The organism is Halomonas sp. TD01 (assembly GCF_923868895.1).
Taxonomy (GTDB): domain Bacteria; phylum Pseudomonadota; class Gammaproteobacteria; order Pseudomonadales; family Halomonadaceae; genus Vreelandella.
In genome coordinates this window covers 842,678-867,834 of record NZ_OV350343.1, presented here as the reverse complement: position 1 = coordinate 867,834, position 25,157 = coordinate 842,678, and the positions used below count along the sequence as shown (strand labels likewise).

The 25,157-nt window shown below is 54.3% G+C and carries 19 protein-coding genes and 2 tRNA genes; 16 read left to right on the top strand and 5 right to left on the bottom strand.

Features of this window, described 5'->3' with window-relative positions; all coding sequences use genetic code 11:
• Positions 1–122: 122 nt before the first annotated feature.
• From dnaK to dapB, 5 genes are all read left to right on the top strand, one after another.
• Positions 123–2,057: a molecular chaperone DnaK gene (gene dnaK / locus L1X57_RS04020; RefSeq protein ID WP_009723759.1), complete on the top strand. Its 1,935-nt coding sequence runs from the start codon at positions 123–125 to the stop codon at positions 2,055–2,057.
• Between the two features lie 110 nt (positions 2,058–2,167).
• The gene (gene dnaJ / locus L1X57_RS04015) at positions 2,168–3,322 is read left to right on the top strand and encodes a molecular chaperone DnaJ (protein ID WP_009723758.1); all 1,155 of its coding nucleotides are present in this window, start codon (positions 2,168–2,170) and stop codon (positions 3,320–3,322) included.
• A gap of 187 nt (positions 3,323–3,509) precedes the next feature.
• Complete coding sequence (locus tag L1X57_RS04010) at positions 3,510–4,412, top strand: DMT family transporter (RefSeq protein ID WP_009723757.1); 903 nt, start codon at positions 3,510–3,512, stop codon at positions 4,410–4,412.
• Positions 4,413–4,529: 117 nt separating this feature from the next.
• Entirely contained in the window at positions 4,530–4,811 is a 282-nt protein-coding gene (locus L1X57_RS04005) for a DUF2218 domain-containing protein (RefSeq protein ID WP_009723756.1), read from the top strand.
• 139 nt (positions 4,812–4,950) lie between these two features.
• A complete protein-coding gene (gene dapB, locus L1X57_RS04000; protein WP_009723755.1) occupies positions 4,951–5,757 on the top strand; it encodes a 4-hydroxy-tetrahydrodipicolinate reductase in 807 nt (268 codons plus the stop codon).
• 136 nt (positions 5,758–5,893) lie between these two features.
• Here dapB and guaD read toward each other — a convergent pair whose 3' ends face one another.
• The 4 genes from guaD to L1X57_RS03980 form a co-directional block, all read right to left on the bottom strand.
• The gene (guaD, locus tag L1X57_RS03995; protein ID WP_234667937.1) at positions 5,894–7,243 is read right to left on the bottom strand and encodes a guanine deaminase; all 1,350 of its coding nucleotides are present in this window, start codon (positions 7,241–7,243) and stop codon (positions 5,894–5,896) included.
• Positions 7,244–7,278: 35 nt separating this feature from the next.
• Positions 7,279–9,690, bottom strand: a complete 2,412-nt coding sequence (gene xdhB, locus L1X57_RS03990) for a xanthine dehydrogenase molybdopterin binding subunit (RefSeq protein WP_234667935.1) — start codon at positions 9,688–9,690, stop codon at positions 7,279–7,281.
• Entirely contained in the window at positions 9,674–11,158 is a 1,485-nt protein-coding gene (gene xdhA / locus L1X57_RS03985) for a xanthine dehydrogenase small subunit (RefSeq protein WP_009723752.1), read from the bottom strand. The genes xdhB and xdhA overlap by 17 nt, the downstream gene beginning before the upstream one ends.
• Positions 11,159–11,268: 110 nt before the next feature.
• Positions 11,269–12,627 (bottom strand): NCS2 family permease, encoded by a 1,359-nt coding sequence (locus L1X57_RS03980; RefSeq protein WP_009723751.1) that lies wholly within the window; start codon positions 12,625–12,627, stop codon positions 11,269–11,271.
• 596 nt (positions 12,628–13,223) lie between these two features.
• On the opposite strand from L1X57_RS03980, the gene carA reads away from it, so the two are divergent.
• From carA to greA, 3 genes are all read left to right on the top strand, one after another.
• Positions 13,224–14,369, top strand: coding sequence for a glutamine-hydrolyzing carbamoyl-phosphate synthase small subunit (gene carA, locus L1X57_RS03975; protein ID WP_009723750.1), 1,146 nt, complete (start codon positions 13,224–13,226; stop codon positions 14,367–14,369).
• Between the two features lie 71 nt (positions 14,370–14,440).
• Positions 14,441–17,671, top strand: a complete 3,231-nt coding sequence (gene carB / locus L1X57_RS03970; protein ID WP_009723749.1) for a carbamoyl-phosphate synthase large subunit — start codon at positions 14,441–14,443, stop codon at positions 17,669–17,671.
• A complete protein-coding gene (greA, locus tag L1X57_RS03965; RefSeq protein ID WP_009723748.1) occupies positions 17,668–18,144 on the top strand; it encodes a transcription elongation factor GreA in 477 nt (158 codons plus the stop codon). Before carB ends, greA begins: the two co-directional genes overlap by 4 nt.
• A gap of 129 nt (positions 18,145–18,273) precedes the next feature.
• Here the strand turns inward: greA and yhbY are convergent, their stop codons facing one another.
• Positions 18,274–18,600, bottom strand: a complete 327-nt coding sequence (yhbY, locus tag L1X57_RS03960) for a ribosome assembly RNA-binding protein YhbY (protein WP_009723747.1) — start codon at positions 18,598–18,600, stop codon at positions 18,274–18,276.
• A gap of 114 nt (positions 18,601–18,714) precedes the next feature.
• On the opposite strand from yhbY, the gene rlmE reads away from it, so the two are divergent.
• The 8 genes from rlmE (at position 18,715) to rimP (ending at position 25,088) form a co-directional block, all read left to right on the top strand.
• Positions 18,715–19,362, top strand: a complete 648-nt coding sequence (gene rlmE / locus L1X57_RS03955) for a 23S rRNA (uridine(2552)-2'-O)-methyltransferase RlmE (protein ID WP_039869279.1) — start codon at positions 18,715–18,717, stop codon at positions 19,360–19,362.
• A 231-nt stretch (positions 19,363–19,593) separates the two neighbouring features.
• Positions 19,594–21,609: an ATP-dependent zinc metalloprotease FtsH gene (gene ftsH, locus L1X57_RS03950; protein WP_009723745.1), complete on the top strand. Its 2,016-nt coding sequence runs from the start codon at positions 19,594–19,596 to the stop codon at positions 21,607–21,609.
• A gap of 106 nt (positions 21,610–21,715) precedes the next feature.
• Positions 21,716–22,633 carry a dihydropteroate synthase gene (gene folP, locus L1X57_RS03945; RefSeq protein ID WP_009723744.1) on the top strand — a complete coding sequence of 306 codons (918 nt, stop codon included), beginning with the start codon at positions 21,716–21,718 and terminating at the stop codon, positions 22,631–22,633.
• 218 nt (positions 22,634–22,851) lie between these two features.
• Positions 22,852–23,601 carry a triose-phosphate isomerase gene (gene tpiA, locus L1X57_RS03940; protein WP_009723742.1) on the top strand — a complete coding sequence of 250 codons (750 nt, stop codon included), beginning with the start codon at positions 22,852–22,854 and terminating at the stop codon, positions 23,599–23,601.
• Positions 23,602–23,605: 4 nt separating this feature from the next.
• Complete coding sequence (secG, locus tag L1X57_RS03935; RefSeq protein WP_009723741.1) at positions 23,606–23,965, top strand: preprotein translocase subunit SecG; 360 nt, start codon at positions 23,606–23,608, stop codon at positions 23,963–23,965.
• Positions 23,966–23,999: 34 nt separating this feature from the next.
• Positions 24,000–24,086: transfer RNA gene (locus tag L1X57_RS03930), tRNA-Leu, on the top strand.
• Positions 24,087–24,252: 166 nt separating this feature from the next.
• Positions 24,253–24,329 (top strand) — tRNA-Met (locus L1X57_RS03925).
• Positions 24,330–24,626: 297 nt separating this feature from the next.
• Positions 24,627–25,088 carry a ribosome maturation factor RimP gene (rimP, locus tag L1X57_RS03920; RefSeq protein ID WP_009723740.1) on the top strand — a complete coding sequence of 154 codons (462 nt, stop codon included), beginning with the start codon at positions 24,627–24,629 and terminating at the stop codon, positions 25,086–25,088.
• Positions 25,089–25,157 lie beyond the last annotated feature (69 nt).

Below are 25,157 nucleotides of genomic sequence, written 5' to 3'. Positions count from 1 at the left end.
GCCCCCAAATAAAGGGCAACCCGCGGGAAAACCCGCAGACGCTTTAAGTTTCAAAAAAGCAGATTTTTTGACATCAGCTTTCAAACATCAGTTTTGTAACAACCGAATTCGAGGTTTTTGCTATGGGACGCATTATTGGTATCGATCTGGGCACCACCAACTCTTGTGTGGCAGTGCTCGATGGTGACAGCGCTAAAGTCATTGAAAATGCCGAAGGTGGTCGTACTACGCCTTCCATTATTGCTTACACCGACGATGGTGAGACGCTGGTAGGTCAGGCGGCAAAACGTCAGGCTGTCACCAACCCTGAGAACACCCTTTACGCGATCAAGCGCCTGATTGGCCGTCGCTTCAAAGATGATGTCGTACAAAAAGACATCAAAATGGTGCCTTACAAAATCACTGAAGCAGACAACGGTGATGCTTGGGTTGAAGTAAAAGGCAAGAAAATGGCGCCGCCGCAGGTAAGCGCGGAAGTGCTGAAGAAAATGAAGAAAACCGCCGAAGACTATCTCGGTGAAGCGGTCACAGAAGCCGTCATCACCGTACCGGCTTATTTTAATGACAGCCAGCGCCAAGCCACTAAAGATGCGGGCCGTATCGCCGGTCTAGATGTTAAACGCATCATTAACGAGCCAACCGCAGCAGCATTGGCCTACGGTATGGACAAATCCCGTGGTGATAAAACCATCGCGGTATACGACCTGGGTGGCGGTACTTTCGATATTTCTATTATCGAAGTGGCAGACGTTGACGGCGAAACCCAGTTTGAAGTGTTGGCCACCAATGGTGACACCTTCCTGGGCGGCGAAGACTTCGACTTAGCGCTGATCAACTACCTAGTTGACCAGTTTAAAGCGGATAGCGGTATGGATCTGTCTGGCGACAACCTCGCTATGCAGCGCCTGAAAGAAGCGGCCGAGAAAGCCAAAATTGAGCTTTCCAGTGCCCAGCAGACAGACGTTAATCTGCCGTACATCACCGCTGACAACACTGGCCCGAAACACCTTAATGTGAAGGTGACGCGTGCCAAGCTGGAATCGCTGGTTGAAGATCTGGTACAGCGTTCGCTCGACCCGTGCAAAATGGCGCTGAAAGATGCTGGCTTGTCTGCGTCTGAAATCGACGAAGTGATTCTGGTCGGTGGTCAGACACGCATGCCGATGGTGCAGAAGAAAGCAGCTGATTTCTTTGGCAAAGAAGCACGTAAAGATGTAAACCCAGATGAAGCGGTTGCTGTTGGTGCGGCGATTCAGGGCGGTGTTCTTGGTGGCGACGTTAAAGACGTCCTACTGCTAGACGTGACGCCGCTGACCCTGGGTATTGAAACTCTGGGTGGCGTAATGACGCCGCTGATCGACAAAAACACCACCATCCCCACGAAGAAGACGCAAACCTTCTCCACGGCGGATGACAACCAAACGGCAGTGACGATTCACGTCGTTCAGGGTGAGCGTAAGCAAGTTGCGCAGAATAAATCGCTGGGTCGTTTTGACCTTGCAGATATTCCGACAGCGCCGCGCGGTGTGCCGCAAATTGAAGTGGCCTTCGATCTGGATGCTAACGGCATTCTGAACGTATCGGCCAAAGATAAGGCAACCGGTAAAGAGCAGTCTATCGTCATTAAAGCGTCCAGCGGTCTCACGGATGAAGAGATCGAGCAAATGGTTCGCGATGCGGAAGCTCACGCCGACGAAGACAAAAAGTTCGAAGCGCTTGTGCAACTGCGTAACCAAGCAGATGGCATGATTCACGCTACTCGCAAAACCGTGCAGGAAGCGGGCGATAAAGCGACCGATGACGAGAAACAAGCCATCGAGACTGCGATCAGCGAGCTGGAAGAAGCGGTGAAGACTGACGAGCAGGATAACATCCAGCAGAAACTGGACGCGCTGACCGAAGTGTCTGGCCAGTTAGCGCAGAAAATGTACGCCGAGCAGGCAGAAGCTGCTCAGCAGGCGGATGGCGAAAGTGCTGAAAATGCTAGCACCAAGCCAGAGGATGACGTGGTTGACGCTGAGTACGAAGAAGTCAACGACGACAAGAAGAAGCAGTAAATCACCTCTATCTGCTAAGGAATGCGGTGACGCGGGAGACAACTCCCGCGTTGCTGTTTCCGCAGCAGACGCCTAATTAAGTGCGTAGCTAACCAGGAGGCGTAGGACCCATGTCCAAACGCGATTATTACGAAGTCCTGGGTGTCGAAAAAGGGGCCGATCAGAAAGAGATCAAAAAGGCCTACCGCCGCTTGGCGCAAAAATTCCACCCTGATCGAAACCCGGACGATAACACTGCAGCGGAAAAATTCCGTGAGGTGTCAGAAGCGTACGAAGTCTTAAGCGATGGCGAAAAGCGCGCGGCGTATGACCAGTTTGGTCACGCTGGTGTTGACGGCCAAGGTGGCGGCTTTGGCGGTGGCGGGTTCGGCGGTGGTGGTGCTGGCGACTTCAGCGACATCTTCGGCGATGTGTTTGGCGATATCTTTGGTGGCGGTGGTGGCCGTCGTCGTGGCCCTAACGCCCCCGCGCGTGGCAGTGATCTGCGCTACAACTTAGAGCTGGATCTGGAAAACGCCGTTTCCGGCACGACCGTTGATATCCGTGTGCCACGCCATATCGAATGTGACCGCTGCGATGGTGAAGGCGCCGAGCCAGGTTCTAGTAAAGAGACCTGCCCCACGTGCCATGGCCACGGCCAAGTGCGTATGCAGCAAGGTTTCTTCGCGGTTCAGCAAACCTGCCCAACCTGTCACGGCAGTGGCCAGCACATCAAAGTGCCGTGCCACAAATGTAACGGCGAAGGCCGTGTGCGGGAAACACGCACGTTGTCAGTGAAGATTCCGCCGGGTGTAGATACTGGAGATCGCATTCGTCTAAATGGCGAAGGTGAAAGTGGTATCAACGGTGGCCCGCCTGGTGACCTGTATGTTCAGGTGTCGATCAAGCCACACCACATCTTCCAGCGCGATGGCAAACACCTACAATGTGACGTGCCGATCAACTTTGTTGACGCTGCATTAGGTGGGGAGCTAGAAGTACCCACGCTAGACGGCCGTGTGAAGCTGAAGATTCCACCGGAAACTCAAACCGGCAAACTCTTCAGGCTGCGCGGTAAAGGTGTGAAACCGGTACGTGGTGGCGCTCCTGGCGACTTGCTTTGCAAAGTGGTGCTGGAGACGCCGGTCAATCTCAATGACGAGCAGAAAGACCTGCTTCGTCAGTTGCAAGAGAGCTTTGACGGCAGCAATAGCCACAGCCACTCGCCGAAGAAAACAGGTTTCTTCGACAGCGTGAAGAAGTTTTTTGAAGAGATGAAGCCGTAACGGCGATTCACTTCACCGCATGATCAGCGCCCCGGCACCCCAAAGTGCCGGGGCGTTTTTTGTTGGTTGCTACTCCTCAGCCATTGTGTTGCTTAGTGTAAAATAGCCTGCCTGATGGGCTTATCGTTTGATTGTTAACCGGTACCCTTTTAAAGCGTGGATTATTTGCACATAAGGACGAGGGCAAATGCTGGCGGATCAAGAGTCTCGCCCTGGGTTGGGCATTGGGCTGCGGGTGCTTTCCGGCGTGCTGTTTACCGGTATGTTGGTGTGTATTAAAGCGGTGAGTGATGAGGTGCCGGTAGGGCAGTCGGTGTTTTTCCGCTCGCTATTTGCGCTGTTGCCGATTGTTGTTTTTTTGATGCTTCGTCGCGAGTTTCCGCAGGGATTGGCGACGCGCCGTCCACTGGGTCATGCGTTGCGCTCTGGGCTTGGGGCGGCGGCAATGTTCGCGTCGTTCGCGGCGGTGGCGTTGTTACCTGTTGCTGAAACAACGCTGCTAGCCCAGCTAACGCCCGTGTTTATGGCGTTGGGTGGTGTCTTGTTGCTGGGGGAGCGCTTCTCGCTTTATCGGGCGGGTGCTATTGCGTTGGCGTTAGCTGGGGTGGCGGTGCTGGTGCTGCCTGGGCTTGAAGCCAGTCGCGAGCAAGGGCAGCTGGCTGGCTATGTGCTAGGGGCACTAAGTGCGTTATTAACCGCTGGGGCACTGCTGACCGTTCGGCGCATTTCACGCACTGAAACGGCGGGTTCCATTGCCTTCTATTTTATTCTGGTCTCTGCGTTAGCAGGGTTGGCAACGCTGCCCTTGGGCTGGGCACCGCTTAAGGGGGATGTGGTGTGGTTGTTAGTGCTTTCTGGTTTGTTTGGCGGCTCGGCCCATATAGCGATGACGCTGGCGCTACGTTACGCCGAAGCGTCACGCCTAGCGCCATTCGAATACATCGCGCTGGTGTGGCCTGTGTTGGCAGATTGGCTGTTGTTTGGCCTGCCGGTTTCAAGTGGCTTTTTGTTGGCACTGCCGCTGCTGCTGAGTGGGGTGGGGCTAGCTACGCTAGAAGGTCGCCGGATTAAACGGCTTGTTCGACAATAAGCGTTTCCCTGAACAGAAACATGCTGTTGCAAGGGATTCTCATTTCTTGCTTTGCGATTTCTATTGTGAGGATTACGCTAGTAAGAGCTAACTCACTATCTTTGTGGAGAAAACACGATGCCTTTATCCCGTGCCGAAATCGTAACGCCTTCTGGCGAGCGCTTGATAAACCGCTTGTGCAAGCATTGGGCGCATAAGCTTGAGGTCGAACATAACGAGCAAGATGCCAAAATCATATTTGCCAGCGGCACCTGCCTAATGCATGTCGAGGCAGATCGCTTGATTGTTTCCCTTGAAACCTTGGAAGAAGAGCATCTTGATCAGCTAGAGGGGGTGGTGGAAAGTCACCTCATGCGCATGGCAAAAGACGAGCCGCTGGAAATTGTTTGGGAGAACTAGTCGGCTTGAAGCAGCGTGTGCACTGCCTTAAGCAAGCGCCGCATCATTAAGAGGGGTCTGTTATAATTTCGACCACTTTTTTATCCTTGTTTTTCTCATATCAAGCTTGGTGCCGAACGGCGCTCGCGCAGGAGTTCTCATGACCCGAATTGCCATTGTAGGCGTCGCTGGCCGTATGGGCCGCACGTTAGTAAATGCGGTAGAACAGCAGGCAGATACCTCGCTAGCAGGCGGCATTGTTGAGCCAGGTAGTTCCTTAGCGGGTGCGGACATTGGTGAGCTGGCAGGCGTTGGCAAACGCGGCGTGGTAGCAGTCGATTCTCTCGATGCGATTGTGGACGACTTCGATGTTCTAATCGATTTCACCGCGCCGCAGGTAACCCTGGCAAATTTGGCATTCTGCGCCGAGCACGGCAAGGGCATTGTGATTGGCACTACTGGCATGAGCGATGACGAACTGGCCGAGCTGGACAGCTATCGCGATAAAGTGGCCATGGTGTTCGCGCCTAATATGAGTGTCGGCGTTAACCTGACCCTCAAGCTGCTTGAGACTGCTGCAAAAGCCCTCGGTGATGAAGGCTACGATATTGAAGTCATTGAAGCGCACCATCGTCATAAAGTGGATGCACCTTCTGGCACGGCGATTAAGATGGGTGAAGTGGTCGCGGAGAGTATTGGCCGCACGTTAAAAGAGCACGGGGTCTATGAACGGGTAGGTCAGTGTGGCCCGCGCACCGACAAAGAGATCGGTTTTGCCACCGTGCGCGCTGGCGACATTGTTGGCGAACACACGGTGATGTTTGCTACTGAAGGCGAGCGTATCGAAATTACCCATAAAGCCTCCAGCCGTATGACCTTTGCTAAAGGCGCGGTTCGCGCTGCACGCTGGGTCGCTGATAAAGCGCATGGCCGTTACGATATGCAGGATGTATTAGGTTTAGAGTAATGTTTTAGTACAACAGAGCACCTCTCAATATGCATTCTGTTGGCCGCTGAACATGGCTTTTTGGATGGCCTCCGAACCTGCTAGCAGGGTGAGGGGGCTTCGCTGCTTTTTAGCCCCCTCCTAGTTGATTTTCTCCTCAATTTTGACGTCGGTGCTGTAGACGTCCTCCAGCCCAGGTTTCGAAGATAGCGCGGTCGTCGCCTAGCATCATTAAAGTGAATAACTCCTCTGCCAAACTTTCGCATCGTGCCATACGTCGTGCCATCAGCGGTGAGGCGGACAGGTCGATAACTACAAAATCGGCATCCATGCCTGGTGCGAAACGGCCGATACGGTCATCTAGCGATAGGGATACGGCATTGCCTCTGGTCAGGGCGTGAAAGCCTGCCCAAGCCGTCAGCGGCTGGCCGAGCAGTTGTCCTACTTGATAGCCTGCCTTGAGAGTCGCTAACCCGGAAAGATCGGTGCCAGCACCAATATCGCTGGCCAGGGTTAGATTTAACCCGCTTTCATGGGCGGCGTGGCGGTCGAACAAGCCGCTACCAAGGAAGAGGTTAGAGCTGGGGCAAAAAGCAATATTGGCACTGCGTTCAGCAAGCCGCTTGCGCATGCCATTGTCCAGATGAATGCCATGGGCAAAGGTGCTGCGTGGCCCAACCAGGCCGGACTGCTCGTAAACCTCAAGATAGTCACGGCTTTCTGGAAACAGCTCGGCTACCCAGTCCAGCTCGCCGAGGTTTTCCGATAAGTGAGTTTGCAGCCATAGGCTTTCATCGTTGCGCAGCAGGCCGCCGGCGGCATCAAGCTGGGCGCGAGTGGATGTGGGAGCAAAGCGCGGCGTAACACTGTAGCCAAGGCGGTCGGTACCATGCCAATCGCTGATCAGGCGCTCGGTATCACGAATGCCGCCGAGGGTCTTATCGGTAAGTGCTTCGGGGGCGTGGCGATCCATCAGCACCTTGCCAGCGAGCATACATAGGCCACGGCGTTGGGCGGCGCTGAAGAAAGCATCTACCGAGTTGGGATGGCTTGAGCAGAACACTTGGGCTGTGGTGGTCCCGACTCGCATCAACTCTTTGAGAAAAGCGTCGGCCATGTTGTCGGCATGCGCCCGCTGGGCGAAACGGCACTCTTCAGGAAAGGTATAGTCATTCAACCAATCCAGCAATTGGCGGCCATAAGAGGCCATGATATCGAGCTGAACGTAGTGAACATGGCTGTCAATAAAGCCTGGCATGACCAGCTTGTCACGCTGGTCGATGACGCTAATATCGGCGGGCAGTTGAGGGGCCAGGGCGTGATAGTCGCTGACGCCCTGAATGCGACCGTCGGCCCACCACAGGGCACCGTCTTGGTGATAGACAATGCTACCCTCTCGTGGTGTGTCGCCATCGCCGGGGTCGGCATCGAAACTCAAGACCCGTGCACGTATTAACCAAGCTTGCCCCTGCTCTTTTTTCAGGCATTGTCCTTGCTCTTCATTCATGATGTTGCTCCTGAAGATAATTAGAGGGAGAAGGCTTAACGGCCATTGCTGTGTCGTTTGTCAGTGGTAGGGTCAAGTTTGGCGCGTGCGGCTTCGGCGGCAGCCATGACTCGCTCCGGTGTGGCTGGCGTGTCCAGAGGCACCGCCTGGGTGTATCCGTTTAGGCTGGCCAAGCCGTCGCGCAGGGCTGCCCATACCGACATACCAAGCATAAAAGGGGGTTCACCCACGGCCTTAGAACGATAGATGCTGGCCATGGAATTGGGGTGGCCTTCCATTAAGGAGGTGTTGAAAGTAGCCGGTAGGTCACCATAAGTGGGGATTTTGTAGGTCGCGGGGCCATTCGAGATCAGTTGGCCTTTACCATTCCATTTCAGCTCTTCACTGGTTAACCAGCCCATGCCTTGGATGAAGCCACCTTCGACCTGGCCGATATCGATAGCCGGATTCAGGGAGTCACCCACGTCGTGGAGGATGTCGACACGATCTACCAAGTATTCGCCGCTCAGGGTATCTATTGAAACTTCGGCCACCGCCGCACCAAAGGCATAGTAGTAGAAGGGGCGGCCATTGCCGCTGGCACGGTCATAATGGATCAATGGTGTGGCGTAGAAGCCTTTTTCCGATAGCGAGATGCGCGATAGATAGGCGGCCTGAACCAGCTCTCCCCAAGCGATGCGGCGTTCACTTTCGCCAAAGCCTGCTATTAGATAACCCTCTTTGATGTGGATGGTTTCTCGATCGAGATGGTAGTGCTCGGCAGCAAAGTCATAAAGCCGTGTTTTTAGTTTGAGCGCGGCATCGCGAGCTGCCTGGCCATTGAGGTCGGCGCCGCTGGAGGCGGCAGTGGGAGAGGTATTGGGCACCTTGTCGGTACGCGTGGCGGTGATGCGCACGCTATCAAGATCCAGGCCCAACTCACGCGCGACCACTTGGCAAATCTTCGTGTGCAGCCCCTGGCCCATCTCGGTGCCGCCGTGATTGATCATTACGCTGCCGTCGGTATAGACGTGCAGTAGCGCGCCTGCTTGGTTGAGGTGCTGGGCGGTGAAGGAAATGCCGAATTTTACCGGAGTCAACGCCAAGCCTTTGCGAATGACGGGGCTCTTGGTGTTGAACTCTCGGATTGCTCGGCGCCGCTGCCAGTAGTCGCTAGAGGTTTCGAGTTGCTCAACCAGTTCATGCAGGAGAACGGTCTGATCCACCGTCTGGCCGTAATGTGTCGTGTTGCGTCCATCGCGATAAAAGTTGCGCTTACGTATCGTCAGCGGATCTTCGCCTATACGGCGAGCGATATCCTCCATTGCCGCCTCAATCACCATCATGCCTTGGGGGCCGCCGAAGCCGCGGAAGGCTGTGTTAGAGGCCGTATGGGTGCGCGCTCGATATCCTGTAACGCGGACGTCGCCAAGCGAATAGGCGTTATCCGAGTGAAACATAGCGCGGTCAACAATGGCGTCGGAAAGGTCTGGTGAATAGCCACAGTCGCCGATCACATTGATATCGCCACCCAGAATCACGCCATGGGTATCGACGCCAAGGCGATAGTCGTTATGAAAAGGGTGGCGCTTTCCGGTTGCCCGCATGTCATCGACCCGTGGTAAGCGAAAGCGACAGCTGCGCCCGGTTCGCCTAGCAATTAAGGCGGCCAGGCAGGCCCAGGGAGAAGCCTGTGTTTCCTTGCCTCCGAATCCACCTCCCATGCGGCGTGTCTCGACGGTGACGGCATGAAAGGGAATGCCGAGTACCTCGGCAACCAGTTTCTGCGTCTCGCTGGGATGCTGGTTGGAGGTGTGAATCATGACGCCTTCGTCTTCGCTGGGATGGGCGACGCAGGCTTGCCCTTCCAAGTAGAAGTGTTCCTGGCCACCGACAAACTGTTTTCCAGCAACAACAATGGCGGCGTCGGCAAAGGCTTTTTCCCAGTCTCCACTGATCTGTTGATGGGTGGGGCGTACCAAGTCGCCCGCGTTGGCGGCGGCAACGGGGTCGAGGTTAGCAGGGCGCTCTTCGATCTCGATGATTGCCTTTTCGACTGCTTGGCGAGCAGCACGGTGGCTGTCGGCTGCCACGGCGAACAGCACTTGTCCCGCGTAGAGCACTTCGCCATCAGCCATGATGGGATCCCCTGGGAAAACGGGGCCAATATCGGTATGGCCTGGCACGTCTGCCACGCTAATAACATCGACCACACCAGGAGCAGACCTTACCGCGTCCAGGTCCATGCGAGTGATGCGACCATGGGCGACAGATGAAAGTCCTGCCGCTAGGTGGAGGGCATTGGCCGGAAGGGCTAGGTCATCGATATAAGCCGCGCGCCCGGTGACATGCTTGATAGCGCTCTCGTGGTTAGCTGACGAACCAGAAAAAATGCTGCCGACATGTTGTGCTGGCTGAAATGTTTTCTGCTCAGGCTGTGTTGCTGGCAGATCAGTGAGCGTACGCATGGAGCATCACCTCCTGAGTGTGTGTTTGGGTGTGGGTAGATGATTCGATGACCAGGCGCAGGCGTTCAAGTAGCGCGCTTGCTGACCGCGTGCGGTAATCGGCACTGCCGCGGACATCACTCATCGGTGAAAAGTCATTCCTGAGTGCTTTACGTGCAGCCTCGAATACGGTTGGTGATGGTGGGAGTCCTTCGAGAGCAGCTTCGGCCCCACGGGCTCGGGCAGGAATGCCGGCCATGCCGCCGAAGGCCAGGCGTACATCGCGTAGGCATCCATCCTCCATATGCCAGGCAAAGGCACCCAGCACGGCAGAAATATCATCTTCGCGCCGCTTCGAGAGCTTCCATACTTTCAGCTGGCGGCCTGCTTGCGGGGCCGGGATGAAGACCGCGCTTAACACTTCATCTTCTGTCAGGTTGGTCTTTTTGTAGTCGATGAAGAAGTTGCTGGCGGCAATCTCGCGGAAGCCGTTAGGGCCTGCAAGGCGAAGCTGTGCATCAAGGGCCAGCAGCACAGGTGGGGTGTCGCCGATGGGGGATGCGTTGGCGACGTTACCGCCTAAGGTGCCGCGGTTGCGTACCTGAGCCGAGCCGAGGCGGTGTAGAAGATGGGCAAAGGCTGGGTATTCACTCTCGAGCAAAGGCTCCAAGCGTGCATAGGTGACGGCTGCACCGATCCACCAGCCAGGACGCCCGCTCACATCCTGGCCTTGCTCAATTTGCTGAAGCTCACTTACGCGAGTGGTATCGATAAGCCGTGGTAAGTCCTTGAGTTGCTGGGTGACTTCAAGCCAAAGGTCAGTGGCACCTGCAACCAAGCGTGCTTCTGGGTGGGCAGCGCGTAGGCGCACTAGGTCATTCAACTGACGGGGCTGGTGGAAGCGGCTGCTAGCTTCGTCCAGGCTGGCCCCGTGTTGGTTATCTTGCGCATCATCCAGCGTTGCGTCTAACCATGTAGGGCGGTGACCATCGATATTGTTCATTGCCAGCGCTGCATCACGAATGGGGCGATAGCCGGTGCAGCGACACAGGTTGCCGCCAAGTGCGGCTTCAAGGCGTTCGGGGATAAAGGGAGCGGCTGGCGGGGTAGTGCGTTGTTCTTCGTGCAGTGTGAACAATGACATCACAATGCCCGGAGTGCAGAAGCCGCATTGGCTACCATGGCATTCGACCATGGCTGCCTGGGCGGGATGCAAGTATTGCTGGTCATCAGCAAGACCTTCGACGGTGACTAAGTGACGGCCTTGGAGCTGGTGAGCTGGCATGATGCACGCGTTGGCGCTGTGGTAGCATAGTTCGCCATTGGCATCGGGTGCGCCGATAGCCACGGTGCAGGCACCGCAATCACCTGACGCGCAACCTTCCTTGGTGCCGGTTAGGTGTAGCTGTTCTCTTAGCAGTTCCAGAACGCTAAGGTGAGCATCCGCCGTAAGGCGGTGCGGTTGCCCATTGAGGTGAAAAGTAATCATAGTCCTACCCGTTATGTTGTTATTGGTTGTTTAGTGGTGATTGACCAGTCGGTTAATTCATTCGGGAGCAATGGATTTGCGGCTAAGGTGCTAGTGGTCGCGAAAGCTGGCTACTGTGCTGTCAGCAACATAACTACCGCTAGCAGGGCTGAGACCCACATGGCAGGCTTAATCTCGTCCAACTTGCCGGTGGCAAGCCGGATCAGCACAAAGCTGATAAAACCAAAGGCGATGCCCAGGGTGATGGAGTAAGTCAGCGGCATTAATATGATGGCCAGGAATGCGGGGAAGGCCTCTTCGAGGCGGCTCCAATCGATCTTTCCAATCGGCGCCATCATGAACAGCCCCACCAGAACAAGAGCTGGGGCGGTCGCGATGCTGGGGACTAGGGACAGCAACGGCGAGAGAAACAAGAAAGGCAGGAACAACACGCCAATAACGACTGCCGTGAGTCCTGTGCGGCCACCCTGGGCGACACCGGCACCGGATTCGATAAAGGTTTGTGCAGCGCTGGTGCCGAGTGGAGCGGCAATCATCGATGCGAAAGCATCCACTGTCATTGAGCGTTTAAGGTTGCGTGGATTGCCGTTGGCATCTTTGAGGTCAGCAGACTCGGACAGGGCCATAAAGCAAGACAGTGAGTCGAAGAAGTTAGTGAACAGCATCACGAAAATGAACGGTAGGTAAGCCACCTTGAGGGCACCTAGAATGTCCACCTTCATCACTGCCGAGAAATCTGGCCATGCGGCTAGGCCTTGCCAGGCTACTAATACTTCGTCGCTCCACAGCCGTCCCATAGGAGCTGCCAGCAGAGTGGTTAGGGCGATGCCTAAGATTAGGGCGCCATTAAAACCGCGAATGACCAATATCGCTGTGACCATCAGGCCGATAAAGAAGGTTATTAGACTGGCATCTAGATCACCGAGGCTAATAAGGGTTGCGGGGTTGGCAACGATAAACCCAGCATTCTTGAGCCCAATAAAAGTGATAAATAGGCCTATCCCACAGGTGATGGCATAGCGCAATGAGGCTGGAATGGCCTCGATGATGGCTTCGCGAACGTTGAACAGCGCAAGAACGGCGAACAGTACTCCTGACCAGAATACACATCCCAGAGCAACTTCCCACGACAACCCTGCACCAAGCACCAGGGTGTAGGTGAAAAGCGCATTCATGCCCATGCCGGGGGCAACTAAAATCGGGTTGCGAGCATACAGGCCCATGGCCAAGCTGCTAAAAAAGCTGATGACCACAGTGGCGGAGAGTGCCGCAGAGAAGGGAATGCCAGCATCGGATAGAATGGCTGGGTTGACCACGATGATATACATCCCGGCAAGAAAAGTAGCGATGCCTGCGAGAACTTCGGTTTTCACCGAGGAGCCGCGGCGACTGACATTGAAGTAATGATCCAAGGCGTTTGTTGCCTGGGTGGGAGGAGAGCCGGAATACGGCGTTGGGCTTTGTGGCATGACGATATTCTCTTTGTATTTATTGGGTGAGCTATCGAAAAAACAGAGTTGACCATTTGGTCAACTCGAACAAGCGTAGACAAAAAAACACCAAAAAGGCAACCAAATATATTAATTATGTATACAGAAAAGTTGTCGGGCGACAGTCGTCGTCTGCGCTTATCGATGGGCTGGAGGGAGTGGCATGCTGGCTGCGCAAGTAAAATGTTATGTATAAGGTCATCGGTAGTTTTAGGGCTAGCCTAAGGTCGATAAATCCTGTAACATTCCAAAAATTTTGGCCCAGTGGCTGCAAAAAGCAGCAACATATCTGCATTAAACACACGCCTGTAGGTGTGGAATATGTGGATGTAGAGAAAGCACCGCGCTTGTTGCACTGGCCTTAGGTTAGAGAAAATAGTCAGCTAAAATGCTGCGCCATGGCCATTAGCCACGGAAGAGAACAACAAGCGGGATGAAACCGATTTTTTACTATCGGCTTCGTCCCGCTTTTTTACGACCCGACGTTTGCACGCAAACGCCGACAAACCGGATCGCCGAGCCTGCGCCCACAGGCTCCCACCAGCATGGGAGAACTTGTCTTGAATAACCCCGCATTGAGCAAACCCGCGATATTGGCCCTGGAAGATGGCAGTGTGTTTCATGGAATTGCCATTGGCGCGGAAGGAGCCACAAGCGGTGAGGTGGTGTTCAATACAGCCATGACCGGCTACCAGGAAATCCTCACTGACCCTTCTTACACCCGCCAAATCGTCACGCTGACTTATCCTCATATCGGCAATACCGGCATTAATTCCGAAGATGTGGAATCCGCATCAATTGCCGCAGCGGGCTTGGTAATTCGTGATCTACCCCTGTTAGCCAGCAGTTTCCGTTCTGAGCAAAGCCTTTCTGATTATCTGAAAAGCCAAAATGTGCTGGGCATTGCGGATATCGATACTCGCCGTTTAACGCGCATTCTGCGTGATAAAGGCGCGCAAAACGGCGCGATTCTGGCGGGTGCAGAAGCAGAAGGCGATGATGCGGTAGAGCGGGCATTGGCGGCAGCGAAGGCATTTCCTGGGTTGAAGGGCATGGATCTGGCCAAGGAAGTCTCGTGCAAAGAGGCTTACGAATGGACCCAAGGCGAGTGGACGTTGGGCGAGGGCTACGCTGATACTACCAAAAATGAGCGTCCTTACCACGTGGTGGCGTATGACTTCGGTGTGAAATTTAACATCCTGCGTATGCTGGCCGCGCGCGGCTGCCGGTTGACGGTTGTGCCGGCACAAACGCCTGCTGCTGAGGTATTGGCAATGAATCCGGATGGCGTCTTTTTGGCTAACGGCCCAGGTGACCCCGAGCCTTGTGACTACGCCATCAAGGCGATTCAAGAAGTACTGGAAACCAATACGCCGATATTTGGCATTTGTCTTGGCCACCAGTTGCTGGCGCTGGCCTCGGGTGCCAAAACCGTCAAAATGGGCCACGGCCACCACGGTGCCAACCATCCGGTGCAAGATTTAGCGTCCGGCACGGTAATGATCACCAGCCAAAACCATGGCTTTGCTGCCGATGAAGCGACCTTGCCGGCTAACGTGCGCGCTACGCATCGTTCGTTGTTCGATGGCACACTGCAAGGGATTGAGCGCACCGACCGACCGGCGTTTAGCTTCCAGGGGCACCCGGAAGCTAGCCCTGGCCCGCGTGATGTGGCACCGCTGTTTGATCGCTTTATTGCCATGATGCAGGCGCGTCGCTAACGCTGCCCTTGATGGCAGCTATGTAACGCCGTTTTTTGTCGCTCATCGTCACTTATTTTGCGGGAACCGTTATGCCTAAGCGTACCGATATCAACAGCATTCTTATCATTGGCGCTGGCCCGATTGTCATCGGCCAGGCCTGCGAATTTGACTACTCTGGCGCCCAGGCGTGTAAAGCGCTGCGTGAAGAAGGCTTCCGGGTTATTTTGGTGAACTCCAACCCGGCTACTATCATGACCGATCCGGCCATGGCCGATGCCACCTACATCGAGCCGATTACTTGGCAAGCGGTTGAGAAGATTATTGAAGTCGAGCGTCCCGACGCGATTTTACCCACCATGGGCGGTCAGACGGCGCTGAATTGCGCGCTTGACCTTGAAAAGCATGGCGTGCTGGAAAAGTACGGCGTCGAGATGATTGGTGCCAACGCCGATGCGATTAACATGGCTGAAGATCGCGATCTGTTCGATCAAGCCATGAAGCGTATTGGTTTGGAGTGCCCGAAAGCCAAGGTGGCGCACACCATGGATGAAGCCTGGGAGATTCAGGCGGAACTCGGCTTCCCGACCATTATTCGTCCTTCTTACACCATGGGCGGCTCCGGCGGCGGTGTGGCGTATAACAAAGAAGAGTTCGAAGAGATCTGCACCCGCGGTTTCGAGCTTTCCAACAACCACGAGCTGTTGATTGATGAGTCGCTGCTGGGTTGGAAAGAGTACGAGATGGAAGTGGTGCGGGATAAGAATGACAACTGCATCATTGTCTGTGCGATTGAAAACTTCGATCCGATGGGCGTCCACACCGGTGACTCGATTACCGTCGCGCCAGCGCAAACGCTGACCGACAAAGAGTACCAGATCATGCGTGACGCTAGCCTGGCGGTACTGCGCGAGATTGGTGTAGAAACCGGCGGCTCCAACGTACAGTTTGGTATGGACCCAAAAACTGGTCGCCTAGTGGTTATCGAGATGAACCCGCGGGTATCGCGCTCGTCGGCGCTGGCATCTAAGGCCACTGGCTTCCCGATTGCTAAAATCGCTGCCAAGCTGGCAGTAGGTTATACCCTGGATGAGCTGCAAAACGATATTACCGGTGGCCGCACGCCCGCGTCGTTTGAGCCATCAATCGATTATGTCGTCACTAAGATTCCGCGCTTTACCTTCGAGAAATTCCCCCAGGCAAACGACCGCCTGACTACCCAGATGAAGTCGGTTGGCGAAGTGATGGCGATTGGCCGTACGTTCCAAGAGTCGCTGCAGAAAGCGCTGCGCGGTCTGGAAACCGGTAACGATGGCCTTGATCCGATCATCACCGATTTCACGCCAGACAACATGGCGATCATTCAGGGTGAGCTGCAGGCCGCCGGTGCCGAGCGTATTTTCTATGTGGCTGACGCCATGCGCTCAGGAATGAGTGTTGATGAGGTATTTGCGCTCACTAATATTGATCCTTGGTTCCTGGTGCAGTTGGAAGATCTGGTGCTGACTGAAAATGCCGTCGCCAAGCGCGCCCTGGCCGATTTCTCTGCTCGCGAGCTTTACCAACTTAAACGCAAAGGCTTTGGTGATGCGCGTTTGGCTAAGCTGCTGGGCGTGTCTGAAAAAGAGTTCCGTAAAACGCGTCAGGCGGCGGGCATTCGTCCGGTTTATAAACGTGTCGACACCTGTGCTGCGGAATTTGCCTCAGATACCGCTTATATGTACTCCACCTATGAAGAGGAGTGCGAAGCGGATGTCTCGGATCGCCAGAAAATTATGGTATTGGGTGGCGGTCCTAACCGTATCGGTCAAGGTATCGAATTCGATTACTGCTGTGTTCACGCTGCCTTCGCCATGCGCGATGACGGCTATGAAACCATCATGGTCAACTGCAACCCGGAAACCGTTTCTACCGACTACGACACCTCTGATCGCCTCTACTTCGAGCCGGTGACGCTTGAAGATGTGTTGGAAATTGCCGACAAAGAGAAGCCGGTAGGCGTGATTGTTCAGTTCGGTGGTCAAACGCCGTTGAAGCTTGCTCGTGAGCTAGAGGCAGCAGGCGTGCCGATTATCGGCACCACGCCGGATGCCATTGACCGCGCTGAAGACCGCGAGCGCTTCCAGGTGATGATCGACAAGCTAGGCTTGAAGCAGCCGCCCAACGCCACCGCCCGCAGCTTTGAAGAGGCGTTTTCCAAGGCGGAGGCCATTGGCTACCCGCTGGTGGTGCGTCCTAGTTACGTGCTAGGTGGACGGGCGATGGAGATCGTTTATGACGCCTCCGAGCTTGAAAACTACATGACCAATGCGGTGAAGGTATCTAACGACTCCCCTGTCCTGCTTGATCACTTCTTGAGTGCAGCAATCGAGATTGATATCGACGCCGTATCTGATGGTCAGCAGGTGGTGATTGGCGGCATTATGCAGCACGTTGAGCAAGCGGGGGTTCACTCTGGTGATTCCGCCTGTGCATTGCCGCCTTACTCGTTGCCTGCCGATGTGCAGGATGAAATGCGCGAGCAGGTCAAGAAAATGGCCGTTGAGCTGGGCGTTAAAGGTCTGATGAACGTGCAGCTAGCGTGGCAGGATGGCGAAATTTATGTCATCGAGGTTAACCCTCGTGCATCGCGTACCGTACCGTTTGTGTCTAAGTGCATTGGCACCTCGCTGGCGCAGATTGCGGCGCGCTGCATGGCGGGTAAAACACTGGCCGAGCAGGGCTTTGAGCGCGAAATTATCCCGCACTTCTATAGCGTGAAAGAGGCGGTCTTCCCGTTCAACAAGTTCCAGGGCGTTGACCCGATTCTGTCGCCCGAGATGAAGTCGACGGGTGAAGTGATGGGCTCTGGCGAGACCTTTGCAGAAGCCTTCTTTAAAGCGCAGTTAGGCGCTGGCGAAGCCATCCCTGCGTTGAGTGGCGACCGCAAAGCGTTCCTTTCGGTGCGTGAGCCAGACAAGCAGGGGATTATCGAAGTGGCACGTTCTCTGCTAACATTGGGCTTCACACTATGTGCAACGCGCGGTACGGCAGAGGCACTTGAAGCTGCTGGACTGGAAGTGGAGCACGTCAATAAAGTCTACGAAGGCCGTCCCCATATCGTCGATCTGTTGAAGAACGACGAAATCGCCTACATCGTGAACACGACTGAAGGTCGTCAGGCTATTAACGACTCTTCAATTATTCGCCGTACTGCTCTCGCGCGCAAGGTGCCCTATGCGACCACCTTGGCGGGCGCTAATGCTGTTTGCATGGCGCTTGAGTACGGTAGGGAGATTACGGTGCGGCGCCTTCAGGATCTGCATGCAGGAGCAAGTCAATGAACAAGGTCCCGATGACGGTAGCGGGAGAAAAAAGTCTTCGCGAAGAGCTTAATCATTTGAAGGGCGAAGCCCGTCCCCAGGTGATTGCTGCTATCGCTGAAGCGCGTGAGCATGGCGATCTCAAAGAGAACGCCGAATACCACGCCGCTCGCGAGCAGCAGGGTTTTATTGAAGGCCGTATCCAGGAAATTGAAAGCAAGCTTTCAGGTGCGCAGGTAATTGACGTTACTAAGCTACCGAAAACCGGCAAGGTGATCTTTGGGGTTACCGTGTCTTTGCTGAACCTGGATAGCGACGCCAGCGTTACCTATCGCATTGTTGGTGAAGATGAAGCCAATATTAAAGAGGGGCGCATTTCCGTGACCTCGCCTATCGCTCGCGCGATGATTGGGAAAGAAGAGGGCGATGTGGTGGTGGTGAAAACACCTGGCGGTGATGTTGAGTACGAAATTGAGAGTGTTGAGCATCTCTGATTTATCGCTGTGAAGCGGGTGGGCGTCTTTATGGCGCCCGAAACCTGCTATCCAGCACACTAAAAGACCCGCGATGGGTTGCATCGCGGGCCTTTTAGATTCACGTATATTTAACATGCCACGCTTGGATTAATGCCGCCCGTGGTGGTTTTCAAAACGCGTGATGTTGGAAAGCTTTGGATTTACCTTTGGGTTGCGGCGATAGAGTAGCGCCATTTTGCCAATGGTTTGTACTAGCTCAGCGTTACTGTCGGCGACCAGCTCATTGAGCATTGCGACGCGGTCTTCACGCTCTGGAATAGCGAGCTTCACTTTGATGAGCTCGTGATCGTTGAGCGCGCGGCTGAGTTCTGCGAGCAAATTTTCGGAGACGCCGTTCTCAGAAACGGTGACCACTGGATTAAGGTGGTGGCCAATGCTACGAAATGCTTTCTTTTGTGCCTGTGACAAGCTCATGGTATCTTGCGGTATCCCGGTTAGCGCTTAACGCTCCATCTTACGGTGAAATGCCGTTAAGTGAAAGCAATCGCTTGAATGCGCCCATCTCTTATTCCAGTGTTAGATTCCCACATGCAGCAAAAGCCCCCAAGCCGTAAACATTCAGTGAGCAAGACCAGCAACAACTGGAAGAAAGAACATTTCGACGATCAGTATGTAAAGCAGCGCTGGCAAGATGGCTATCGCTCCCGCGCAAGCTACAAGCTGCTTGAACTTGATGATAAGGATAAGCTGTTTCGCCCAGGCATGACGGTGATTGATCTCGGTGCTGCACCCGGCGGGTGGAGTCAAATTGCCGCAGAAAAGGTGGGGCCTGACGGTGTCGTGATAGCGTCAGACATATTAGAGATGGATGCTCTAGCCGGCGTTGACTTTATCCAGGGCGATTTTACTGAAGAGAGCGTGCTTAACGCGATTCTTGAGCGTCTAGGAAATCGTCAGGTAGACCTTGTGATGTCCGACATGGCCCCCAATATGAGTGGTATGGCGGCGATTGATCAGCCACAGGCAATGTACCTTGTCGAACTCGCTTTGGAGCTTGCGCGAGAAACGCTACCGCCTGGTGGGCGTTTTCTGGCTAAGGTATTCCAAGGCGAAGGATTTGATACCTATTTGAAAGAGCTCCGAAGTAGCTTTGATCGTGTTGTGACTCGCAAGCCGGATGCTTCGAGGGCGCGCTCGCGGGAAGTCTATTTTTTGGCGGAAGGGTTTCGTGGCTAAGAGACGTGGCCCTGTGCTAGCCAATAGGCGTGCTAGCGGGTAATAGCAAAGATTTATCACCACGATTGCCAGACAGGCAGGCGTAAATTGTGTCACATTATGCACATTGGACGAACGTGACACAGATGGCCCAAAGCGAAATGTGCTTTGGCAATGGTTGAACGTTAAGCTCTAGTGTAAGGTCTGAGTATTAGCGGTTAACTGACGGATTCTTGTAATGAGGGTAGCCCCTTGAACGATATGGCGAAGAACCTGATTCTGTGGTTGGTCATCGCGGCCGTTCTACTGACAGTGTTCAACAATTTCAGTACGGAAAGCGCACCGCAAACCACCAACTACTCTCAGTTTGTGCAGCAGGTGCAAAATCAGCAGGTACGTAGTGTCACGATTGATGGCTATACCATCACTGGTGAGCGTACGGACGGTTCTCAGTTCCAGACCATTCGCCCATCGGCGGAAGATCCTAAACTGATGGATGATCTGCTAAGTAACAATGTGACCGTTGTCGGTAAAGAGCCTGAGCAGCAAAGCATCTGGACGCGTTTGCTGATTGCGAGCTTCCCGATTTTGCTTATCCTGGCCATTTTTATGTTTTTCATGCGCCAGATGCAGGGTGGTGCTGGTGGCGGCAAAGGCGGCCCGATGAGCTTCGGTAAGTCGAAAGCTAAGCTGCTTTCCCAGGATCAGATTAAGACAACATTTGCCGATGTGGCAGGTTGCGATGAGGCAAAAGAAGAAGTTGAAGAACTTGTAGACTTCTTGCGCGACCCTACTAAATTCCAGCGCCTGGGTGGCACAATCCCCCGTGGTGTATTGATGGTAGGCCCGCCAGGAACGGGTAAAACGCTGCTGGCTAAGTCCATCGCGGGCGAAGCTAAAGTGCCGTTTTTCTCTATCTCAGGTTCCGACTTCGTCGAAATGTTTGTGGGCGTTGGTGCTTCTCGTGTTCGTGACATGTTTGAGCAAGCCAAGAAGCAAGCGCCTTGCATTATCTTTATTGATGAAATTGATGCGGTTGGCCGTTCACGTGGTGCTGGTATGGGCGGCGGCAACGATGAGCGTGAGCAGACACTCAACCAGTTGCTGGTAGAGATGGATGGCTTCGAAGCTAATGAAGGTGTCATCGTCATCGCGGCCACTAACCGCCCCGATGTTCTTGATCCTGCGCTGCTGCGTCCAGGTCGTTTCGACCGTCAAGTAACGGTTGGCCTGCCGGACATTCGTGGTCGTGAACACATTTTGGGTGTTCACCTTCGCAAAGTGCCGCTGGCTGATGATGTTAAGCCGCAGCTGATTGCGCGCGGTACGCCAGGCTTCTCTGGTGCGGACCTTGCGAACTTGGTCAACGAGGCCGCACTGTTTGCAGCCCGTCGTAACAAACGCCTGGTTGCCATGGAAGAGCTGGAACTCGCTAAAGACAAGATCATGATGGGCGCTGAGCGCAAATCGATGGTCATGACCGATAAAGAGAAGCTCAACACGGCATATCATGAATCAGGTCATGCCATTATTGGCTTGGTAGCGCCTGAGCATGATCCTGTTTACAAAGTGACGATCATCCCGCGCGGTCGTGCGCTGGGTGTCACGATGTTCTTGCCGGAAGAAGATCGTTATAGTTTGTCGCGTCAGCAAATTCTCAGCCAAATCTGCTCGCTGTTCGGTGGCCGTATTGCCGAAGAGATGACGCTGGGTGCTAACGGTGTGACCACTGGTGCTTCAAACGATATCAAGCGTGCCACCGAGCTCGCCCATAACATGGTCGCTAAGTGGGGGCTGTCAAATGAAATGGGCCCGATTATGTATGACGAGGATGAGTCTCATCAATTCCTCGGAGGCCCTGGTCAGAGTGGCGGTAAGCTGAAGTCTGGCGAAACCACTTCTCGTCTCGATAAAGAAGTGCGCAAGATTATCGATGAGTGTTACGAGCAAGCGCGTCAGATTTTGGAAGATAACCGCGATAAGCTAGACGCTATGGCCGAAGCGCTGATGAAGTACGAAACCATCGATGCCGATCAGTTGAAAGATATTATGGAAGGGCGCGATCCGCGTCCGCCAGAGGGCTGGAACGACGGTGATTCATCAGGTGGCGGCACGCGTGTTAGCGATGACAAGCCTGACGAAAAGGTCGGAGAAAAAGCCGATGATGCCGGCACCCCTCCTGGTGCGTCTGGCGATGATGGCGAAGAAGATGACGGCGAGCCACGCCGCCGTCCTTCTGACCCGCTAGGCGGCCCCGCAGGCCCTTAAGAAGTGTGAGTGCTAGTGATGTTAGTAAAGGCGTCCCATCATGGGGCGCCTTTTTGTTATGCTGTGAAGCAATTGCAGACACGTTTTTCTTTTAGCAGGCCGCAGCATGAAACCGATAGTTGACTCTTCATCGCCTTCTCGGGTAGCGGATAGCGCATATCACTTGCGCTGTGGGCGCCATTCGCTAGATCTTTCGTTCCCACGGGTAATGGGTATTCTGAATGTTACTCCGGACTCCTTCTCTGATGGTGGGCAGCACGTTGGATTGGATAGTGCACTGCACCATGCTGAGCGAATGCTGGCGGAAGGTGCGGCGATGATTGACGTGGGTGGGGAGTCGACACGCCCCGGGGCTAGCCCTGTATCAGAGCAAGAAGAATTAGACCGCGTGGCACCTGTGGTTGAAGCGTTGGTGCGCGAGCTAGATGCGCTGGTGTCAGTGGATACCAGCAGTCCCGCCGTCATGCGCGAAGTAAGCGCGCTTGGCGCTGGTATGATTAACGATGTGCGAGCGCTAGAGCGTGAGGGTGCGCTGGGCGCTGCGGCAAGTACTGGTCTGCCGGTTTGCTTAATGCATCGCCAGGGCGAGCCTCAGGATATGCAGCAGTCGCCGTATTACGGTCAGCCAGTTGAGCGAGTGGTTGCCGACTATCTTGCTGAGCGTATAGCGGCGTGTGAGGCTGCTGGAATTCGTCGTAGCCGTCTGCTGGTGGATCCTGGCTTTGGTTTTGGCAAAACCATTGAGCATAACTTACGTCTGCTGAAATACATGGATGAACTTCAGACACTGGAGTTACCGCTGTTAGTGGGCATGTCGAGGAAAAGCATGATTGGCAAAGTATTGGGCCGTCCAGTGGAAGAACGCTTGGCCGGTGGTCTTGCGTTAGCGGCCATGGCGGTCGAACGTGGCGCCAATATTTTGCGTGTACATGATGTGGGGCCCACGGTAGATGCCGTTAATATGGCATGGGCGGTGCTTCAGGAAGGCTGCGAGCCGCCGCTAAATAAGGAGATGACTTCGTGACGGTACAGCCTTACAAGAAGTGGTTGCTGCACTTGAAAATGGGCTTGGGTGCCCAGGTTGCGAGCGCTGCTTCGGCTGTCGGGCGCTGAGCCGCTAATTCGTGTGATGGTAGATGGGCGGGCTTGCCAGCGCCTCTAACTAACTAACCTGTATATCAGCGGTTGTCTTGACAAGGCCGCTCCTATACCATTTCGCTCCACCTTGAGTGAGGATAATCGATGCGTACGCCATTAATTGCCGGTAACTGGAAAATGAACGGTTCCACGGCGTTGATTCAAGCGTTTGGAGACGCCTTCACCGCGGCTAAGCTGCCTACTGATATCGACGTTGTTGTTATTCCGCCGTTTCCCTATTTGGAAGCAGCGCGCAGTGCTTTCCAAAATACGCCGTTACAGTTAGGAGCGCAGACGCTCAATCCTCAACACTCGGGTGCGCATACGGGTGAAATCAGTGGGCGTATGCTTAAAGAGTTTGATGTGGGCTATGTGCTGGTCGGGCACTCTGAGCGTCGCCAGCTTTATAAAGAAGGCGACGAGCAGGTGTTTGACCGCTTGGTAGCCGCACTTGATGTCGGCCTAACGCCGATTCTTTGTGTTGGTGAAACCTTAGAGGAACGCGATGCCGGTAGCACTATGGATGTTGTGTTGCGGCAAGTTGGCTATGCAATGGCGCGTTTAGAGCCAGCTCAGCGGCTTAAGATTGTCATTGCCTATGAGCCCGTATGGGCAATTGGGACTGGGCGCACAGCAACGCCCGAGCAGGCTCAGGAAGTGATGGCTGGTATTCGTACCTACCAAGCTGGGTTTGATAAAACGCTAGCCGAGCAGCTTAAGTTGCTTTACGGCGGCAGCATGAATGCAAACAATGCGGCTGAGCTGCTCGCTCAGCCGGATATCGACGGCGGTTTAGTGGGCGGCGCTTCGCTCAAAACCGACGATTTCTACGCCATTTGTCAGTCAGCAGGATAATCCCATGCAAGTTGCAATTCTTATGGTTCACGTGGTGATTGCGATCGCCTTGGTTGTGCTCATCCTGCTTCAGCAGGGTAAAGGTGCTGAAGCTGGTGCTGCCTTTGGTGGCGGTGCATCGCAAACTGTGTTTGGTTCGCGGGGTAGCGGTAACTTTTTGTCCCGCGCAACGGGGCTTTTAGCCGCCGGCTTTTTTGTTACCTCAATGGCGTTGGCTTATTTTGCGACCCAGGCAGGACAAGCGCCCGAGGCTGGTATCCCCGATTCTCGGCTAATTGAGCAGCAGCGCAATATTCCAACGCTTGACGATGGCCCTGCAAGTATGGATAATACCGCGCCAGTGCTAGAGGAAAGCAGCGAGTAACATATTGATACTGCTTTTTTTAGCCTCCCCTGTTGCCGAAGTGGTGGAATTGGTAGACACGCTATCTTGAGGGGGTAGTGACCGTATGGTCGTGCGGGTTCAAGTCCCGCCTTCGGCACCATCTGTTTTGCTGGTTTACCAGCTTCCCAGAGTTATTTTGTCAAATAAGCTTCATTAAATGAGCTTTTGTCAAAAAAGTAGGGATTGGCACCTAAGACGAAAAACGCACTTGAAAAGAAAGGTTGACGAAAGTGATTCAAGTGTCTATTATCGTCGACCTAGATTGATGCGGGGTGGAGCAGTCTGGTAGCTCGTCGGGCTCATAACCCGAAGGTCATCGGTTCAAATCCGGTCCCCGCTACCATTTACTAGTAGCATGATTAATTGTCCAAATAAGTCTTGATATTAGTTAATCTCGATGATGATTGGACGGCGGCGAAAGCCGAAGCATGTTATTAGGTGGTATTACAGGTTTCTTTCGAAAAGCCCCTTCCTGTGAAGGGGCTTTTTGTTAGTAGCTTTTCGAGAGCCAAGAGTGTCTCCAGAGCGGATGTCTTCCGAATTGCCAGAGACACATTTCCGGGTAACGCCAATCAGCCACCTAGCTTTTCATTCAACTCCTGGCCAGGTGCCTGATGCAACGGCTATAGGAGCTTTGTCTGTGGCCACAAAACACGCTGCGCTTCACGCGCTGATCGAACCTGTCGTAGCCGCTATGGGTTTTGAGCTATGGGGTATCGACCATCTTTCCCAGGGCAAGCATTCGCGGCTGGTGATTTATATCGAACGCGAAAGCGGCGTCAGCGTGGAAGACTGCGCTGATATTAGTCGCCAAGTCAGTGCCGTTATGGATGTGGAAGACCCTATTCCTGGCGAATACCGCTTGGAAGTCTCGTCGCCCGGTATGGCACGTCCCTTATATACCCTGGATCAATTTATTCGTTATCAAGGCCACCACGTAGCGCTCAAATTGCGCGTGGCTTTTGATGGACGGCGTAAATATCAAGGCCTTCTCGCTGGTGTCGAAGGCGATGAGGTACTGCTACAGCTGGATGGCGAAGAGTTCTGTTTTCCAATCGAAAGCATCGATTCTGCGCACGTCGTCCCGCAATTCGACGAATAAACGGGTGGCGGCTTCCGGCAGGCTGCCGGGATGATGCACAAAAGGACAGGTTTTCTGGCGAGGCAAACG